Annotated in this window: 15 protein-coding genes and 2 pseudogenes; 7 read left to right on the forward strand and 10 right to left on the reverse strand. The window is 69.0% G+C overall.

The genetic code is table 11. The features are described from left to right. Positions 1-237: hypothetical protein (locus tag ACFU7Y_RS23265; protein WP_380769540.1), on the forward strand; the 237-nt coding region annotated here is incomplete at its 5' end. 9 nt (positions 238-246) lie between these two features. Here ACFU7Y_RS23265 and ACFU7Y_RS23270 read toward each other — a convergent pair. Beyond that, positions 247-1,188 (reverse strand): IS3 family transposase, encoded by a 942-nt coding sequence (locus tag ACFU7Y_RS23270; RefSeq protein WP_380769541.1) that lies wholly within the window; start codon positions 1,186-1,188, stop codon positions 247-249. After that, positions 1,176-1,472 carry a transposase gene (locus ACFU7Y_RS23275; RefSeq protein ID WP_380769542.1) on the reverse strand — a complete coding sequence of 99 codons (297 nt, stop codon included), beginning with the start codon at positions 1,470-1,472 and terminating at the stop codon, positions 1,176-1,178. The genes ACFU7Y_RS23270 and ACFU7Y_RS23275 overlap by 13 nt, the downstream gene beginning before the upstream one ends. 146 nt (positions 1,473-1,618) lie before the next feature. Between ACFU7Y_RS23275 and ACFU7Y_RS23280 the strand changes: the two genes are divergently transcribed. After that, complete coding sequence (locus ACFU7Y_RS23280; protein ID WP_380769543.1) at positions 1,619-2,467, forward strand: IS5 family transposase; 849 nt, start codon at positions 1,619-1,621, stop codon at positions 2,465-2,467. A 39-nt stretch (positions 2,468-2,506) separates the two neighbouring features. On the opposite strand, the pseudogene ACFU7Y_RS23285 reads toward ACFU7Y_RS23280, so the two are convergent. Next, positions 2,507-2,677 (reverse strand): annotated as a pseudogene (locus tag ACFU7Y_RS23285) (transposase); the annotation flags it as partial. Positions 2,678-2,835: 158 nt separating this feature from the next. Here ACFU7Y_RS23285 and ACFU7Y_RS23290 point away from each other — a divergent pair. Both ACFU7Y_RS23290 and ACFU7Y_RS23295 read left to right on the forward strand, forming a co-directional pair. After that, a complete protein-coding gene (locus tag ACFU7Y_RS23290) occupies positions 2,836-4,578 on the forward strand; it encodes an ABC transporter ATP-binding protein (protein WP_224281427.1) in 1,743 nt (580 codons plus the stop codon). Continuing rightward, entirely contained in the window at positions 4,575-6,332 is a 1,758-nt protein-coding gene (locus ACFU7Y_RS23295; protein ID WP_380769544.1) for an ABC transporter ATP-binding protein, read from the forward strand. The genes ACFU7Y_RS23290 and ACFU7Y_RS23295 overlap by 4 nt, the downstream gene beginning before the upstream one ends. 494 nt (positions 6,333-6,826) lie before the next feature. On the opposite strand, the gene ACFU7Y_RS23300 is transcribed toward ACFU7Y_RS23295, so the two are convergent. Together ACFU7Y_RS23300 and ACFU7Y_RS23305 are read right to left on the reverse strand one after the other, a co-directional pair. Next, positions 6,827-7,225 (reverse strand): hypothetical protein, encoded by a 399-nt coding sequence (locus tag ACFU7Y_RS23300; protein WP_380769545.1) that lies wholly within the window; start codon positions 7,223-7,225, stop codon positions 6,827-6,829. Between the two features lie 568 nt (positions 7,226-7,793). Beyond that, entirely contained in the window at positions 7,794-8,123 is a 330-nt protein-coding gene (locus ACFU7Y_RS23305) for a hypothetical protein (protein WP_380769546.1), read from the reverse strand. A gap of 87 nt (positions 8,124-8,210) precedes the next feature. Here ACFU7Y_RS23305 and ACFU7Y_RS23310 point away from each other — a divergent pair, with 87 nt between their 5' ends. After that, entirely contained in the window at positions 8,211-8,435 is a 225-nt protein-coding gene (locus ACFU7Y_RS23310; RefSeq protein ID WP_380769547.1) for a hypothetical protein, read from the forward strand. Between the two features lie 128 nt (positions 8,436-8,563). Here ACFU7Y_RS23310 and ACFU7Y_RS23315 read toward each other — a convergent pair. Further along, positions 8,564-8,887 (reverse strand): annotated as a pseudogene (locus ACFU7Y_RS23315) (transposase); the annotation flags it as partial. A gap of 298 nt (positions 8,888-9,185) precedes the next feature. Here ACFU7Y_RS23315 and ACFU7Y_RS23320 point away from each other — a divergent pair. Further along, positions 9,186-9,311, forward strand: coding sequence for a hypothetical protein (locus ACFU7Y_RS23320; RefSeq protein ID WP_263455142.1), 126 nt, complete (start codon positions 9,186-9,188; stop codon positions 9,309-9,311). A gap of 103 nt (positions 9,312-9,414) precedes the next feature. Here the strand turns inward: ACFU7Y_RS23320 and ACFU7Y_RS23325 are convergent, their stop codons facing one another. The 4 genes from ACFU7Y_RS23325 to ACFU7Y_RS23340 all read right to left on the reverse strand — a co-directional run bounded on the left by ACFU7Y_RS23325 (position 9,415) and on the right by ACFU7Y_RS23340 (position 14,737). Next, a complete protein-coding gene (locus tag ACFU7Y_RS23325; protein ID WP_380769548.1) occupies positions 9,415-10,179 on the reverse strand; it encodes a type 1 glutamine amidotransferase in 765 nt (254 codons plus the stop codon). Then, positions 10,158-11,489 carry a hypothetical protein gene (locus tag ACFU7Y_RS23330; protein WP_380769549.1) on the reverse strand — a complete coding sequence of 444 codons (1,332 nt, stop codon included), beginning with the start codon at positions 11,487-11,489 and terminating at the stop codon, positions 10,158-10,160. The genes ACFU7Y_RS23325 and ACFU7Y_RS23330 overlap by 22 nt, the downstream gene beginning before the upstream one ends. Positions 11,490-12,173: 684 nt before the next feature. Further along, a complete protein-coding gene (locus ACFU7Y_RS23335; protein WP_224281417.1) occupies positions 12,174-13,091 on the reverse strand; it encodes a hypothetical protein in 918 nt (305 codons plus the stop codon). A 449-nt stretch (positions 13,092-13,540) separates the two neighbouring features. Continuing rightward, on the reverse strand, positions 13,541-14,737 hold the full coding sequence (locus ACFU7Y_RS23340; protein WP_263455141.1) for a PQQ-binding-like beta-propeller repeat protein: 1,197 nt from the start codon (positions 14,735-14,737) through the stop codon (positions 13,541-13,543). A gap of 409 nt (positions 14,738-15,146) precedes the next feature. Here ACFU7Y_RS23340 and ACFU7Y_RS23345 point away from each other — a divergent pair, with 409 nt between their 5' ends. Beyond that, a complete protein-coding gene (locus ACFU7Y_RS23345; protein ID WP_380769550.1) occupies positions 15,147-15,341 on the forward strand; it encodes a DDE-type integrase/transposase/recombinase in 195 nt (64 codons plus the stop codon). Positions 15,342-15,543: the final 202 nt, after the last annotated feature.

Genomic DNA, 15,543 nt, shown 5'->3' on the forward strand with positions numbered 1-15,543 from the left:
GGTGCGGATCGAATTCTCGAGCTCCGCGACTGTGGGGTGTCCGTCTGCGTCGATTCGGCGGTGCGGCGGCACTCGTGGATCACGTTCGGTCCACAACTCACGCTGGACGACAGCCTCGGCTACCCGCCAAGGCCTGAGCAGCAGGCGACTCGTCTCAAGTACAACCTCGCTGTCCGGAGTTGCGCCATCTGTCATGACAGTAACCATCTCACGGGTGTCAATCCCCTGGTTTCGTAGAGGCCTTCCTTATGCGGCCAGGTCCTCCTGATGGCGGCTGGCGCGTGCTTCGCTGATGATCCGTTCGAACTCCACCGGAGGCAGTCCGCCGGCCCCGCTGTGCCTGCGGCGCGTGTTGTAGAAGTCGGCAATCCAGGTCGCGATCTTCAACCGGGCCTCGGCGCGGGTGGCGAACCGGTGGCGGTGGATGTACTCCACCTTGACCAGCGAGTTGAACGACTCGGCGGCGGCGTTGTCCAGCGCCGACCCCACCCGCCCCCTGGACTGCACCACGCCCAGCCGGCCACAGAGCTCGTTGTAGGCCGCGGACGCAAATTCGCTGCCGCGGTCGGAGTGAAAGGTCACGCCGTCCACGGCACCGCCCCGCGTGGCAGTGGCCATCTTCAGCGACGCCGCGACCGGGGAGGCGTCGTGGCGGGCGCCCATCGCGTAGCCCAGCAGGCGACGCGAGAAGAGATCTATGACCGTGGCCAGGTACAACTTCCCTTCCCCGGTCTCGACCTCGGTCATATCGCCCACCCACAGCACGTTCGGCGAGACCGCGTCGAAGTGCCGGCCGACCAGGTCGCGGGAAGCCCTGCGCCTGCCCTGCCGGGTCAGCGAGCGGCGCCGACGCGGCGGCTTGCGGCCCTGGAGCCCGAGCTCGTCCATGATCTCGGCGACCGTGTTCACCGAGATCTTCCAGCCCTCGGCCCACAGGTCGAGCGTGATCCTCGGCGAGCCGTAGGTGTCGCCCGAGCGGCGGAAGAAGTGCTTGATCCTCTCCTCCAGCCGCGCGCGTCTGACCTCGCGCGTTGTCGGCTCGGCCGACCGTCGCCGCCATTTGTGGAACCACGCCCCGGAGACGCCGAGCGCGCGGCAGGAGACGGTGTGCGGGATGCCGTGCCCGGTCCTCTGGTCGCTGATCACCCCGACGAGCGCCGCCGGGCCCGCCACAGCTACTTCACCCACAGCACCATGCAGCGTTTGAGGACATCACGCTCCATCTCCAACTCCCGGACCCGCTTGGCCTGTTCGGCGGCCTGCCGCCGCAATCGGGCCAACTCCTCGCGCTCGGACTCGCCGAGCGTGCCGTCACCGCCGGCCTTCCGCGCCCGGGAGACCCAGGTCGCCAGGGTGGTCTCGTTGATCCCCAGCTCCCGCGCAACCTCCGCCGCCGGCCTCCCGGTCTCGGCGACGATCCGCACAGCCCCCTCACGGAACTCCGCGTCGAACTTCCGCCTCTTCTCCGCCATGACTCCCAACTTCCCCTTCAGTCACGGCCTCTAAGAGGGCGTTCGATAGGGGATTCCCCCCAACTGTCCGGCTTTGTTTCTTGCGGCACGGACTCGGTTCCAGGGTCTCGTGGCGGCCGGGTCCGTGTCCGCGATATTGATCAACTGTGACGGAACGACGCCGGTATCCCTCGGACCTGAAGGACGATCAGTGGGAGCTCATCGCACCCATGCTGTTGGAGTGGCGACGCACCCGCGCCGAAGGACGTGAACCCACGACCGGGCTGCGCGAGGTGGTCAACGCGATCCTCTACGTCGCACGGACCGGGATCGCCTGGCGGTACCTGCCGCACGACTTCCCGCCCCACACCACCGTCTACGGCTACTTCAAGGAGTGGGAACGCGACGGCACCACCGAACAGATCCACGACACACTCCGTGACCAGCTGCGGGCGAAGAAGGGCCGCCGCATCCTGCCGAGCGCCGCGATCATCGACGCCCAGTCCGTGAAGGCCTCGCCAAACGCGCCGGCGGACTCCCAAGGCTTCGATGGCGGGAAGCGAGTCAAGGGCCACAAGCGCCACATCGCCACCGACACCCTCGGCCTGCTCCTGGTCCTGATCGTCACCGCTGCCGGTGTCCAGGACTCGGCGGGCGGCAAGCAGGTCCTGGACACCCTCGCCGCCCAGTGGCCCACGGTAACCAAAGCGTGGGTGGACGCCGGCTACAACAACGCCGTCGTCAAGCACGGCGCCGCACTCGACATCGACGTCGAGGTCGTGGCCCGCGACAAGGAGCAGAAGGGCTTCGTCGTTCAGCCGATCCGCTGGCGCGTGGAGCAGACCTTCGGAATCATGTCCCGGTACCGGCGGCTCCACCGCGACTACGAGGAACTGCCGGACCGGTCACGCTCGATGATCCAGTGGGCCATGGTGAACTCCATGACCAACCGCCTGACCGCCAACCCGGATAGAACCGGGCAATACCTCCGCCCGAAACCGCTCGCGGCAGCCTAAATCAGTATCGAACACCCTCTAAGCTACGAGGGGAAGGTCAAGTGACAGCTCCGGCAACGACACCACCGGACCGCCGGCGTACAGCACCGCGTCTGTCAGCTCGAACAGGGCATCCGCCCACAAGGCCAGGCAGGAGTAGAACTCCCGGCGGAACCGCGACAACGCGGTCAGGGCCTCGACGCGCGCGACGTCATCTTGCAGACTGTCCATCAGGGCCTTTGGGTTGATCGACTGTCGACTTCAGCGAGAAGACACGATCACGCAAAGGCCGCCCAGCTGTCAGGCAAACGACGAACCCCGCCAAGAAATGATCTTGGCGGGGTTAATAGTCAAGCTTAGGCCCAGGAAAGACAGTTAGGGTTTCGCTCATGATGGATTCGTACGCCGATTCGGGAACTCCGGATCACCGGAGCGCCGCGCGTTACCTGTGGTGGCTGACCATGAGCCAGCGCCGGCGGGTGGCGGGCGGCGCGGTGATCGGCACCCTCTGGATGGTCTGCCTGCTGCTGCCGCCGTACCTGATGCAGCGCGCGATCGACGACGGGCTCCAGCCGGGGAGGACCGGAGTCCTGGTCGGCTGGGTGGCCGCACTGGTGGGCGCCGCGCTACTCAACGCCTGGCTGGGCATCATGCGCCACCGCATCATGACGCGGGTCCGGATGAACGCCACCTTCCGGACGATCAAGGCCGTGGTTGCGCACTCCACCCGGCTGGGCGCCGAACTGCCCCGGAAGGTCTCGGTCGGCGAGGTGGTCAGCATCGGGGCGGGCGACGTCGCGCAGATCAGCCAGACTCTGACGATCACCGGACCGGGCGTCGGCGCCGTCGTCGCCTACCTGGTGGCGGCCGCGCTGCTGCTGTCCGTCTCCGTCCCGCTCGCCCTGGTGGTCCTGCTCGGGGTGCCGCTGCTCGCGGTGGTGGTCGGCCCGCTGCTGGAGCGCCTCCAGGGCGCGGAGTCCAAGTACCGGGAGCGGCAGGGTGCGCTGACGGCCCGGATCGGGGACATCGTCGGCGGCATGCGCGTGCTCAACGGCATCGGCGGCAAGGAACTGCTGGCCGGCCGCTACCTGCGCGGCTCGCAGGCCCTGCAGGCCGAGGGCTACCGGGTCGGTGCCGTGACCAGCTGGATCCAGGCGCTCTCGGTCGGCCTGCCCGCCCTCTTCCTCGCCCTGGTGACCTGGCTGGCCGCCCGGATGGCCGCCGAGGGCACCATCACGATCGGCACGCTGGTCTCCGTCTACGGTTACGTGGCCGTCCTGGTGGTGCCGGTCTCCAGCTTCATCGAGGGTGGGTACGACCTCACCAGGGGCCTGGTGGCCGCCGGGCGGGTGATCCGGCTGCTCGGCCTGAAGCCCGCCGTCGAGGACGCCGCGACACTCCGGCCCGCTCCTGACGAAGCGTCGAGCCTGCACGACACCGAGACCGGTGTGGAGCTGGCCCCGGGCCGGCTGACCGCGATCGTCAGCGCCCGCCCGGCCGAGTCCGCCGCCCTGGTCGACCGGCTCGGCCGGTACCGCGGATCCGCCGCGACCTGGGGCGGGGTGCCGCTCGCGGACGTCGCCCTGGCCGAGGTCCGCAGCCGGATCGTGGTGGCGGACAACGACGCCGACCTCTTCTCCGGCCCGCTGCGCGCCGTGGTCGGCGGCCGGTCCGAACACACCGCCCCGGCCATCGCCCAGGCCGTCCGGGACGCCGCCGCGGAGGACATCGTGCAGGCCCTGCCCGACGGTCTGGACGCCCCCGTCCAGGCGCAGGGCAGCAACCTCTCCGGCGGGCAGCGCCAGCGGCTGCGGCTCGTCCGCGCCCTGCTGGCCGACCCGGAGGTGCTCCTGCTGGTCGAGCCCACCTCCGCCGTGGACGCCCACACCGAGGCGGCCATGGCCGCCGGGCTGCGCCGGGCGCGGGCCGGGCGCACCACCGCCCTCACCTCGACCTCCCCCGTCCTGCTGGAGCAGGCCGACACCGTCTGCTACCTCGTCGACGGCCGGCTGGCGGCGGCCGGCCCGCACCGGGAGCTGCTCGCCTCCGAGCCCGGCTACCGCGAGCTGGTGGCACGCGGCGACCACGAACCAGCCACCGAGTCCACGCCCGCCGAGGAGACCGTCCGATGACCGCTCAAACCGAGACCGCTCCGGGGCGGCTCCCGATCGCCGAGCCCGCCGAGGTCCGTCGGGCCGCCGTGCGCCTGGTGCGCCAGGACGGCCGCGCGGTCGCCACGATGCTGATCCTCAACGCACTGGCCGCGGCGGCCGGACTGGGCGGCCCCTGGCTGCTCGGCCGGATCATCGACGACGTCAGGGGCGGAGCCGGGACCGGACACGTCGACCGGCTCGCCCTGGGCATCCTCTGCTTCGCGCTCGCCCAGCTACTCCTCGGCCGCTTCGCCCGCTACGCCGCCCACCGCTTCGGCGAGCGGACCCTGGCGCGGATCCGCGAGCAGTTCGTCGACCGCTCCCTCGCCCTGCCCGCCTCGGTGGTCGAGCACGCTGGCACCGGTGACCTGATGACGCGCGGCACCGCCGACGTCGGCACCGTCGGCACCACCCTGCGCGACGCCGGGCCCGAGGTCTCCGTCGCCCTCGTCCAGGTCCTCCTGATCCTGGCCGCCATGCTCGCGGTCAACCCGTTCCTCGGCATCTGCGGGGCGCTCTGCCTGTCCGGGATCTGGTTCGCCACCCGCTGGTACCTGCGCCGTGCCCACACCGGCTACCTCGCCGAGGGTGCCACCAACTCCGCCCTCGTCGAGATCCTCACCTCCACCGCGGCGGGCGCTCGCACCGTCGAGGCGCTGAGCCTCCAGGAGCGCCGGATCGCCGCCGCCGCCGAGGCGGTCGAGCGCTGCCGGGTGGCCCGCACCCGCACCCTCAACCTGCGCACCGTGCTCTTCCCGGTGGTCGAGTTCTCGTACATCGCCCCCGTCGCGGGCGTCCTGCTCCTCGGCGGCGCCCTGCGCGGCACCGGCGCGGTCACCACCGGCGCGGTGGTCGCCTGCGCCCTCTACTTCTGGAAGCTCTCCGAGCCGCTGGACAAAATGCTGCTCTGGCTCGACCAACTCCAGCGCAGCAACGCCTCCTTCGCCCGGGTCGAGGGCATCGGCCAGGTGGACGCCCCGGTCGTGACCGGTGGCGGCGAGCCGGCGGACGACCGGATCGACGTGGTCGGCGTCCGGTACGCCTACCAGGGCGAGCGGGACGTCCTGCACGGGGTCGACCTCACCGTCCGCCCGGGCGAGCGGCTGGCGGTGGTCGGCCCCTCCGGTGCCGGCAAGTCCACCCTGGGCCGACTGCTGGCCGGAGCGGAGGCGCCACGCACCGGCCGGGTGACGGTGGGCCAGGTGCCGGTCACCGAGCTCGTCCCGGCGCAGCTGCGCCGGCACGTCGTCCTGGTCTCCCAGGAGCACCACGTCTTCCTCGGCACCGTCCGGGACAACCTGCTGATCGCCGCGCCCGCTGCCACCGACCAGGAGCTGCACACGGTGCTGGCCGCCGTCGACGTCGACTGGGTGGACGAGCTGCCGGACGGGCTGGACACCGAGCTCGGCGCCGGCGGGCACCGCCTGGACGCCCAGCAGGCCCAGCAACTCGCCCTGGCCCGCGTCGTCCTGGCCGATCCGCACACGCTGATCCTGGACGAGGCGACCTCCCTGCTCGACCCGACCACGGCCCGGCACACCGAACGCTCCCTGGCGGCCGTGCTCAAGGGCCGCACCGTGATCGCCATCGCCCACCGCCTGCACACCGCCCACGATGCGGACCGGGTGGCGGTCATGGACGGCGGCCGGGTGACCGAACTGGGCAGCCACAGCGAGCTGTTGGCGGCCGGCGGCGGGTACGCGGCGCTGTGGAAGTCCTGGCACGGCGCCTGAACGCGCACCCCACTCCTGTCGACCCCTCTCGTCCCGACCAGTAGGAGCGGAACCCTGCACTCGGCACCACCACGAACGGCCCGGAGCTGGGTCCGGCCGATCCCCGGCCGGACCGAGCCCGGCGGCCTCCGGCTCTTCTGCTTCCCATACGCCGGGGCCGGTGCCTCGGTGTTCCTGGAGTGGGGCGCCGGACTCCGGCGGCGAGGACGGCAGCCCAGTCGGCTTTGGAGGCTCCGGCGTCGCGGGCAGCGGACGCCCCGGTGGCGGTACGGGGGCGCAGCTGTGTGGGCGTGGGGGGGCCAGGCGCGGCGCGGTAGCGGCCATGCGGCGCAGGAGGAGCAGGAGACAGGCCGCGCGGCCGACGAGCAGCACGACCACCAGGACGACGGCGAGGCGCAGCAGGTCGCTGGCGACCCGAGCGGCAGCGAGCAGCCCACCGGTCGGCGGTCCAGCACCGCCAGGCCACCGCCGTGATCAGGGTGCGCGAAGTACAGTCAGGTGATCGAATTATGGATATGGCTGACATGCCAAGTGCCCTGGTCGGAGCTGCTAGCGGTCTTCTGGTGGGCGTTCTCGCGGCTGGGGTGGCTCTCCGAAACGCGCGGCGGCAGGTTGCTGAACAGCGAAATCCAGCGGTTCACGAACGGGCTGAACGCAAGGCCAGCGAGGAGCGCGCGGCCCGGCGGGCTGTCTACGACCCCTTGATCAAGGGCATCTACAAGTGCCTGGGGCTGGTTCAACTGGCGACGAAGCGCCACGAGTCGGAGCGGGATTTGCATGACGCGGTCTCCGCAGCCCGACGGGAGATTGAGCGTCTTCAGCCGCTCTGGGGGCTGGTGCAGGTGGCGGGGCCCAACGAAGTGCTTGCGGCGGGTGCGGATCTGAGTCGGCACCTTGAGACTACCCTCAGGTACTGCGTGATGGCGCGACCTTTCGTGGGGGCATCACGGAGGAGGACGCGACGGATGCCCTTATGAGAGCCAGGGAGTCAGCCGACGCTCTGGCAGCGGCCATGCGTTGCGCCCTCGGCGACGAGAGTCCCACTCCGAAGGGCAGCCTTCCGGAAGGGCTCTGAGGGTGGCGAATGTCCCCACGACTTCGGCGACCTCCCTCTGCTTGGTCGCCTTCGCTGTTGTTGGGCCCGGTGTCGGTGGCCGGCCGGAAGGGCGGTCCCGGACCGGACGGCGACCCCGGCGCAGCGGCTGCGGTGACACTACGTGCGGCAGCGGTGCAGACCGGGGTGGTGGCTACGCCCGCTCTGTACGTCGCGTTCGACCTGCTGCACACCGGTGAGCGGTCGCTGCTCGCCGAACCGTACGCGCGGCGGCAAGCCGGGTTGCGGGGCTCTGGCAGGATCGGGTGGGCGGTGCGCGCTGCACCCCCATTGCTCGTGGCGCGCACCGCCTGGTCGGCCTGTTTTCGGTGTCGGTCGCTTCGGTCGCTGCCGTCCCATGGGGCTGGTCAGCGGTTGGGGTACTCCTTCGCGTGGTGCAGGCGGATGTACCAGTACGGGTCGTCGAGCCTGCCGGCCGCAGCGCGGCGGCGGTCGCGGTTGGTGGGCAGGGGAAGAATGATCGGCGGGCGACCGTTGGCGTGGCGTTTGTCGTCGCAGTCGGGGCATTCCAGGCGGTACGGGTCGACCGGCTTGCGCAGTTCGGCGACCGAGTCCGGCTTGCCTCCGATGGAGCCCTCGCAGGTGTAACAGGGGTGCATGGCGGCGTTCGCCCGACGGGCGGCGAGCAGGGCGTCGTGCTCGCGGGTGGCCCCGGCTCCGTTGGAGAAACACCCCATCTGGCCGACCCGCAAGGGGACGTACCCTGGCCGGTTCGTCTGTGCCCGCCGAACAGTCGGCCCATCGCGCCGTGCCGGAGCCGGTCGGTGTCGTCGATCGAGTCGGCCCCGGCGCACATCGCCGCGACCAGCGTCATCACGTTCGCGGCCGGATTGGCTCCGGCACTGCTGCGGTTGTCTTCAATGCGCAGCCGCTCACCGACCAGGGCGGGCAGCCCGACGTTCTCGGCCAAGCGGACCACCGGGACCAGCCCGGCATCCGCGATCAGATTCGGCTCGTCGAACGCGACGGAGACGGCCGAGACGGCGTGAGAGGATTGCACTTGAGAGATGCCTTGCTGATTGTGCGTGGTAGAGCCTAGAGAACTCCCATCATCGCAGGTCGCAAGGCATCTCTTCGTTCTGCGGGACCTCCCCGACAGCGATCACCCGGTGGATCCGGGCTCAGGCTTGCGCCCCTCCTTCACGCGGGCCAGGCCGGTCAGGTCATAGTTGAGTTCCGCGAAGATTCCCTCGTCGCGCCAGGCCGCGTAGTAGGCGTAGACGGTGGAGTGGTTCGGGAAGTCGTGCGGGAGGTACTTCCAGGGGATTCCCGTGCGGTTGACGTAGAGGATCGCGTTGAAGACGTCGCGCAGTTCGACCTGGGCCGATTTCCCAGTGGGCCGGCGGTCGAGCCGGGCCTTTCTCCAGGCCGTCAGTTTCGGTTCGATCAGGGCCCATCGGGCGTCGGACAGGTCGCTGGGGTACGGCTTCCGCTGGCTCACGGCACCAGCGTCGGCACGGATGCGGCGGAGGATCCCGTTCCGCAGCTCGTTGGGCGGTTCTATGACTTCTTCAAGCCAGACGGATTTCAGAGCACAGAAGCGGATGAGATGGACAGCCCAGCCGGCAATTGAAGGCGGAGCAATCTTCTCCTATCGGCTGCAGTGTCACGAAAGTGGACAGGGGTGAAAGCCGCGTATAGGAATACAACTACCAAAACACCCACTGAGAGCCGCACCTGAACGCGCGAACCCTGGCCGACTGCCGCAGCCCGACTACCCCGTCCGGCGTTCTCCCGGCGTGGAGATCGCAACGCAGGAAGCCACCGTCACCATCCAGACCTTGTCGGTCAACGGCAAGCGGATGTCCAGGACGCTCTTCAACCAGTCGTCACTGAAGCCTCTCTCAACGGTCCAGATCCTCTGACAGACACGCGGACTGCGGAGATGGACCTGAGTCGAGATCAGCTTCTTTGCCCAGGCCACGGATCTCGGTGCGCGCGAGTTCGAGGCGACGCACCCCGTCGGCGTCAGCGCGTGATGCGGTCGATCACCAGGCGCTCGAAGAGGTCCTCGGGCAGTTCGTCCTGGTACTGCTCGACCGAGCGATGCGCAGCGGCCGCGTCGCCGTGCCAGCAGCTGATGACGTCCTCGTTGAAGTCGATCAGCCGGCGCACGTCGTCCGGGGTCAGCTCGGGGTGGAACTGGCATCCGAAGACCCGCTCGCCGTAGCTCAGCGCCTGGACAGAGGTGTGCTCGTTGCGGTACTCGATACGCACGCCGTCCACTTCCTCGATCTGCGGACTGATCGCCTGGTAGTGGAACGACGGCACGACGCCGACGCCCTGGCGGTCGCCGACCCGGTTCACCTCGGTCAGGCCGACCTCGATGCCCGAGGTGTCGATGATCGAGCCCGGACGCAACGCCTCGGCGATCAGCTGCGAGCCCAGGCACACGCCGACCACCGCAGGGCCGGTGTCGCCGTCGCGCCCATTCGCGTCGGCGACGAGTTCCCCCATCAGCTTGATGGTCGCGCGCATCCACGCGGCGTCAGAGTGCACCGAGGTCTGGCCTCCGGTGAACACGTACGCCAAGGCCGGCTGTGGCCGTCGCGCGGTCAGATCGGCTGCCTCGGTCACCAGGTTCAGGCGGCCGCAGCTCAGGCCGGCTCGGGTCAGCCGCTGCTCGATCCGGTCGGCGTAGTCGAGACCGTCGTAGATCAGCCCGTCCGCGACGCAGATCTGCACGTCCACCGGCACGATCCCCACCCCTCTTACTCGAAGAACCTCGACCACAGGTTGAGGGCCGAGTCGACGCACTGGACGAAGCTCAGGATAGCCACGATCGTCACTGCGAGGTTGACCCTCGTCACCCGGCGCATCTGGTCGTGCTCCAGTTTGCGTTCCACCGCGCGCCGCGCCATCTCGAGCAGGGTGTCGGTGCGCTCGCGCACCTTTTCGGTCTCCCACGCCTCCAGGACACTGTCGCGCAGCTTGAGCACGTGGAAGTCGTAGCTGAACGTGGGCCGCACCAGCGCCTGGTAGTCGGCGCGCAGCCGTCGTTCCAGCGCGATGAGCAGTTCGGGGTCCTCGTTCAGTGCCATTTCGCGGATGATCCGTTCCGCGGCACTGGCGGAGCGTTCGAGCCGGGCGTAGTGCACGTTCAACTGACCGAGAAGGTGTTCGAGTTGGCCGAGCGTGTCGCTGGGGCCGTCTCGGGAGGCCAGCAGGAAGAAGGCGTATCCGGGGTAGAAGAACTCCTGTGGCCACGTTGATTCGGAGGGGATCGGCGCGGCGGAGCGGGGGTAGATCAGGTGCCGCAGCGCATCAAAGAGGGTCGCCCGGCCGGGTGCCGGGTGGGTGGTGCAGCCCGCGTAGGTGAGGTTGAAGTAGGGCAGGACTGTGGGACATGGCGGCCCCTGTCGGCACCGGTCGGACATCGCGGTCAGGGCCGGCAGCAGCTCGTCCCTGATACGCGCGGTAAGGTCGTCGCGGCCCTTCGGCCCGAAGCCGTCGATGAGCTGCTCCCGCCGCCTCCCGGTCCACCCCTCGACGACGCGCATATGCACGGCCACCGACCCGTAGCCGTCCGGGAACAGGATGCCGGTGACGTGCAGCTCCACCGGTAGCGCCGTCGTCTCCCGCACGATCGCCGTCAGCCGCGCGTCGAACTCCTCCGACCCGGCGAAGTGGGTGAGCAGGTCGACCGGCGGATTGCCGAAGGTGAGCGAGCCGCGCAGGAACTGGTCCAGGGACCGGTGCACCAGCGTGAGGCGCTCCTCCGGATCGAGTCGGCCGTCCGCCGGAACGGCGAAGCCCGGAGAGTCCGCGAGCGAGACCGGCCCAGGGAAAAAGGGCCCGGTCAGCAGAAGCAGGGCGTCGCCGCAGAAGTCGACGCCCGACTCCGCAGGCGGCGGCGCAGCAGCCTCACGCGGATGCGGTATCAGCACTCCGCCCGGTAGTCCGGCCTTGTCCCGGACAGGTCCAGCGCCGTCCATGCGACCGCCCCCCAACGAATCAGGCATCTCCAGCCTTTGCCGACTTCCGAGATCCCCATGACAGACGTCCGGCGCACCGTCCTGTTCGGAGCTCCGCTTCCGATTCACCTTGGCAGGCTGTCCCCGTCGGCGAGCACGCAAATCAGTCTGCGTGAGGAGTTGTGACAGCGCATCCGGCTCGACGCAAGAAGGGGCCGAGATTCCGGTTCGCGAGATGTCTCAGCCACCGGGAGGAGTTCGGATGGGCGGTCGCACGCCGGCCGGAGGCAGCGACGGGTTGTCAGAGCCCGCTACTGCGGTGCCTGTCCGTGGACGCCACCGATCTCGAACGCCAGACCCGCACTCAGTCCAGCTGCATCCCGCCGGAGCTCGTCGCGCGTGACGACTTTGACCGCTTCGGCGTGGGCGCTGTCCCCGGAGATCGGGCGAGCACGTCGGGAGGCATCGGTGGCGGATGACGTCGGGACCGAAGAGCCGGACAAAGCGCACCGCTGGCCGCCCGGGGTGAACGACGCGACCATCGAGGCGCTGAGGATGCCGGCGAAGGCACTGAAGTACACCGAGCGGGCCCGCGGCCACCTGTACGCGGTGCACCACATGACCGGCGGCGCCGACCGGATGCTCGCCAAGGCAGTGCGGATGCCGCGCGGGCAGCCCGACGTCGGGCGCGGGGAGATGCCCAGCCTGCTGGAGCGGATGGCCCAGATGTCGGACCCCTACGGTTCGCGCGGCGTGCGACACACGTCGGCCTTCGCCCCAGCTGGGGCTGAGGCTCCTGATCTCAGACGCCCGTCAAAGCGGATCAGGCCCAGCCGTGGGCCTAAGTCGCTCAAGTGTCTTTGTGGCGGTGCAACCCTTTTGGCTCATTTGCCCGATGCAGCCCCAGCCTTGAGAGATGACCCACCCGAAGTATTGGATGGGCTGCTTCGGTACGGCCTCGGTGGTGATAGTGCCAGTACCGCTCGGAATGCGCTGGGTGTGGGAGCCGGTCGTGTCGGTATACGAGGCGTCGATGTGCCATTTGCAGGTCTGGGTCGCCACCTCGGGCTGAACGCGGAAGGCCATGTTCGACTGGCCGTTGCCCAGTTCGACAACGTTCTTCCGGAAGTACGGTTGGCCCTGATCCTCTCCCGCATCGAGGATGTAGGGCCCCTGAGGCTTGTCCGCCTGCCCACCGCTCAGATCCCACAGCAGGCCCGGACGGGTGGATGAACCGGCCGTTGGAAGATCGATCACCGTCTTAGCAGCGGGTTCGCCACAGGAGTCCTTCACGGCGGTCATGCCGTTGATGGTGAGCCCAGCACTGCGGTCGCTGTTCAGGTTCAGGTTGAACGGCTGAGCCCTGGAGCCTGCCGGCAACTGGTGGCCATCCTGGAGGGAAGCGGCGGACGTGCTCTCGACGATTCGGCCGCCCAGAGACTTTAGGTACGTCCAGACTTTCGCCTTGGCACTTCCTTTCAAAGCGGTGAGGGCTGCCTGTTCGTTGTCGGTCAGCGGCCGGTCGAGGAGAATCAAAATGGCTTCGGGCATGTCCTGTTCATAGTCGATGGGAGTGATAGTGGCGACGAAGGCAGATCCTTCGCGGTCCACGGATTTCTGCGCGTTCTTGTCCGAGCGAGCCCGACTGGTGGCTGTGGAACGGTCCAGGACGTAGGTTGCGCAGTAGGCGAGCATGAGGCCGCCCAGGACCACGCCGACCGTGAGTGCCACGTACAGGGCGCGGTGCTTCGGTCGAAGTCTGCGGAAGCCCGGGAGTCGCTCATCAGCCATGACCTGCCAAGCAGTCGAACTGGGTGGAGTGGGGGTCCCCGGCTCAGGCTGCGGCTCACTGCCATGGACCGCATTGGGCGGCACGCCGAGGGCAGGCGATAGGGCTTCTTCTGCTGGGTCCGGCGAGTTCGAGCCGGGAGACGGTGGTGGATTCATGGGCAAGGATCCTCCGATGCGGTGGCGTGATCGTCTGCGTGTGTGCGTGCATTTCCTGTGCCGGCGGGCGTGCGACCGCTGGGGCCCGATCGGTTGGTCCACGGCAACCGCCGCGAGGTCCGGCCCAGTGGGCGAACGTGCCGGGCGGGCTATGGCGTGGACGAATCACTGCTGTTCCCACTTGCTGCGGACGGAGACGGGGTGCCCCTGATTCGATGGCCGGGAGGGAACAGCTACGCTCTCTTTACAGTGGGCGGCGTAGTGACCGTTGGCGAGGGCAGCTCAGGTCCTGCTGTTCCGGTGACCGGGTCGAGGGCGTACACGTACCCGCCGTCGCTGCCGATGTACACCACTCCGCCGACGACCGCGGGCCCCGAACTGACCATGCCGCTGGTGGTGAAAGCCCATCGTTTTGTGCCGGTGGCCGCGTCGAGGGCGTAGACTTTGCTGTCACCGCTGCCGACGTACACCACTCCGCCGGCGACCGCAGGCGACGACCTCACCCAGTTACCTGTGGTGAAGGCCCATTTCTTCGTGCCGGTGGCCGCGTCGAGGGCGTAGACCTTGTTGTCACCGCTGCCGACGTACACCACTCCGTCGACGACCGCAGGCGACGAGCCCACGCCGCCGCTGGCGGTGAAGGCCCATTTCTTCGTGCCGGTGGCCGCGTCAAGGGCGTAGACGTTGCCGTCCTCGCTGCCGACGTACACCACTCCGTCGACGACCGCAGGCGACGACCTCACCCAGTTACCCGTGGTGAAGGCCCATTTCTTCGTGCCGGTGGCCGCGTCGAGGGCGTATACGTTGCCGTCCTCGCTGCCGACGTACACCACTCCGTCGACGACCGCAGGCGACGAGCCCACGCCGCCGCTGGTGATGACAGCCCATTTCTTCGTGCCGGTGGCCGCATCCAGCGCGAACACTCCGCCTGTGTTCCTGAGATCGCCCGAGCTGCCGAAGTACACGACCCCGTCGACCACCGCCGGCGATGTGTTGACCGCGCCACCTGCGGGGAACGCCCATCTCTGGGTACCGGTGGCTGTGTCCAGGGCATAGAGGTTTCCGTCGGTGCTGCCGATGTACAACAGCCCGTCGACGACTGCGGGCGACGAGTAGATGGCGCTCTCTGGGGCGAAAGTCCACTTTTCGGTGCCGGTGGCCCCGTCCAGGGCGTACACGTACGCGGGGGAGCCTGTACCGACATACACCACCCCGCCGACCACTGCGGGTGTCGAATCAATCGAACAGCCGACATTGGTGAGGTGGCGCCAGAATCGCGGTGGGTCGGTATTTTCGCCGTGTCCACCTCCGTTGGCACTCTCGCCGCCACCGCCGCCACCGCTGCCGTCGCTGTCGCCATTGCTGTCGGCATCGGTGCCGGTGCAGCCGACGGCGGTGATGTTGACGCCGACGGCCACAGCAGCACCCATACCCAAGCGCAGCACCTGGCGGCGCGAGATGCAGCCAGGCCGCGGCGACATGCCAGTGGCCGGTGTCGGGTCGCGCCTCGAAGCAACGCCGATGGAGATGGCGAGGAGGCTTGTCTGCCCGTCCCCATGGTCTGATTCGCCGTTGGTGCAGGTCTCAGAGATGAGTTGCTGTCCACGTCTGCGGAGCTGGCCACCGGAAATGTCGGTAGAACGGTCCGTCGCGCGAGTGTGTGGACTGCCCCGTCGCCCGGCGTTCGCTGAGGTGCTCACGTCCCAACACTTCCCGCGTGCGGCCTTTATACACCTCACGAGGTTGCGGAGGGAACGGCCGGGCGGCGCTCTGCCAAGGACACCGGAGTACCTGCTGGTCCCGGCCTGTTGCAGACGGTCAGCAGATCGCCGGTCCGCGTTGCGAAGTGGCAGGAGGCTCTACCTGGCCACCTGCATCGACCTGGCCACCCGCGAAGTCGTCGGCTACGCGATGGCCGACCACCACCGCGCCGAGCTGCCGGTGGCCGCGCTACGGATGGCCGCCGGCCGCGGCGGCCTGGAACGCGGCTGCATCTCTCACTCGGACCGCGGCAGCGAAGGCGGATTCAACTGATCGTCGCAACACCTCGATCGAGGAGGGTGTTGTGACTCAGGGACGGGCGCGTGCAGCGCTGAAGGCGGGTCGTCCGCCATTGCGGTCGCCGGGTCGGCCTCCGATCGGTCGGCGGGCCGAGCGGCAGCGGTTCTGGCGGTTCGTTGCGAAGGGCCTGACCAGCGAGGATGCCGCCGTCGCGGTCGGCGTGTCGCCGGTGCTG

The sequence above is a fragment of the Kitasatospora sp. NPDC057542 genome (assembly GCF_042801945.1).
In the GTDB taxonomy this organism is placed as follows: domain Bacteria; phylum Actinomycetota; class Actinomycetes; order Streptomycetales; family Streptomycetaceae; genus Kitasatospora.